The sequence below is a fragment of the Arthrobacter sp. 2YAF22_2 genome, assembly GCF_052114645.1.
In the GTDB taxonomy this organism is placed as follows: Bacteria; Actinomycetota; Actinomycetes; order Actinomycetales; family Micrococcaceae; genus Arthrobacter.
This window is the reverse complement of record NZ_JBFRFD010000568.1, coordinates 1-2,157: the sequence shown is the minus strand read 5'-3', so window position 1 is coordinate 2,157 and position 2,157 is coordinate 1. Positions and strand designations below refer to the sequence as shown.

3 protein-coding genes are annotated in these 2,157 nt (G+C 66.9%); all 3 read right to left on the bottom strand.

The genetic code is table 11. The features are described 5' to 3' along the window. On the bottom strand, window positions 1–775 hold a 775-nt coding region (locus AB4Y86_RS17375), incomplete at its 3' end, for an ABC transporter permease (RefSeq protein WP_441403412.1). 13 nt (window positions 776–788) lie between these two features. Further along, on the bottom strand, window positions 789–1,898 hold the full coding sequence (locus tag AB4Y86_RS17370) for an ABC transporter permease (protein ID WP_441403411.1): 1,110 nt from the start codon (window positions 1,896–1,898) through the stop codon (window positions 789–791). Beyond that, on the bottom strand, window positions 1,895–2,157 hold a 263-nt coding region (locus tag AB4Y86_RS17365; RefSeq protein WP_441403410.1), incomplete at its 5' end, for an ATP-binding protein DrrA1-3 family domain-containing protein. The genes AB4Y86_RS17365 and AB4Y86_RS17370, both read right to left, overlap by 4 nt.

Genomic DNA, 2,157 nt, shown 5'->3' with positions numbered 1-2,157 from the left:
ACCCAACCACTGCCAGGGCAGGAACCCAGTACCAGCCCGCCGGACGCAGGATGCCGGTGACCGCCGACAAGACCAGCACCAGCGCGGCCACCAGCATGGTCGTCACCCAGCAGCCCAGGATCTTCCCGGCGATCAGGGTGCCGCGGCCGATCGGCGAGAGCAGCAGCGCCTTGATCGTTAGGTCCTCGAACTCACGGGCCGTGGCCAACCCGCCGTTGACCACGCCCATGAGCGTGAGCAGCAGTACGAGGATGGGCACGAGCTCAAACTGCACGAGGTCGACGTCGTGCGGCCGCAGATCCGACTCGGTAACGCCGACCATGATGGGGTTGCCCTGCTGGCCCCCGTAAAAGCGCGTGATCGCCGCTGGGAGCGATCGGCGCAGGTCATTGGTGAAGTCCAGGTTCAGATTGTTGATCCGGATCTGCACCGGGTCCGGCCGGTGCATCCGGTAGTCGTCGTCGAACGAGGCGGGGATGGTGATGACGGCCGCGACCTGCAGCGTGTCGAGCAACCGGGCTGCCTCAACCGGGGATGCGCGCTGGATGCGGAACGCATCCGAGTCATTCAGAATCGACACGAGGCGCTGAGCCTGCGGGCCGTCGCCCTCGGCTACGACTGCCACTGGATTGCGGCCCGTTGCCCCGGCCACGATGAAGATGATCAGCAGGAAGGCGACCGGCGGCAGCAGGCTCACGGCGATCGCCGACGGCGTGCGCACCCACGTCACGAGGTCTTTGACCGCGATGGCCAGCACGGCCCGTAGGGCTCCCATTAGTGCGCTCCCATCAGCGTGCGACCCCCCTGCGGCCGAAAACAAACGCTGTAAGCAGGACGGTCAGCAGCGTGAACCCGGCCAGCACAATCGTGTCGACGGCGAGGTCCTGCGTGGCCGTCTGGTAGCCGTGGAAGGCGTGCTGGAAGGCCGCGATCGCGTAGGTGAGCGGGGATACGGCCGCGATCGCGCCGGGAACCGGGCCCAGCCAGTTCGCCGGCCCGAACGGACCGCTTAGAAAGAACAACGGAAGGACGCTGGCGATGGCGAGCGGGATCGCCTGCTGCCGCCGGCGGACCAGCGTCCCGGCCAGAACACCGAGGGCAAGGAAGGCTGCGATCATCAGCAACGCGAACCCAAGCACCTCCAGAGGATGGAGCGGGCGCACGCCGATCAACAGGATCACGACACCCAGCACCAGCAGCGCCGACGCCGCCGTGAGCGCGGCCGACCCGAGCATCTTTCCCAGCCCGATCGCCAGGCGGCTCACCGGCGCCAGCGCCAGTTCCTTGACGGTCCCCAGCTCGTAGTCCCGGGYGGCGTTGACGCTGCCCTGCAAGAGCGCGGCGAGCATCAGGCCGGCCACCACGATACTGACGGCGAGGTAAGGAACGTAGCCGGTGTCGTGTGCCTGGATGTCGGACTCGACGGCATGCACGACCACCTGCTCAGGGAACGCGTCCGCGTAGAAAGACGTAATCGAGAGCGGCACTGCCCGCCGGATGTCGTTGGTGAAATCGACGTTGAGGTTGTTGACCTCAACTGGCAGGTCCACCCGTGTCCCGGCGCCCAGCGCGGCATCAAAGTCCTGCGGTACCGTCACGACGGCGACGATGGTGCCGGCGCGGATCTCGCGTTCGGCGTCGGCCGGGGAAGCCGTATGGATAATAAAAGACCGCGAGTTGCCCATGGCCTGCACGAAGCGCGCGGCCAACGGCCCCTGGTCATTCATCACCACCGCGATCGGCGCCTGACCCCCGCTGAGGGCGAAGAGAAGGAAGAGCAGTAAGAAATTGATCGGGATGACGACGCCGACTACCGCGAACAGCGGTTCGCGGAGGGTGAGGCGGATGTCCGCCGCTGCCACTGCCCGGACCACCCGCACGTTATGGCGCAGGCTCATTCCCGCAGCTCCTTGCCTGTCAGGCTCAGGAAGACCTCGTCCAGGCTCGGCTCGCGGCTCTGGATCTCCTCAAGGTTCGTGGATTGGACCACAGCCGTCACGACCTTGCCGGTGACGTCGGCGCCGCCCTCCACCGTGACCTTCAACGATTCATGGGACGCCGTGGCGGAGACCACGCCGGGCAGCGCGCGGACATCCCGAACGAGGTCCTCCGTCGGTGCAGGCCGTGTCCGCATCTCGAGCACGGTGTCGCCGAAGC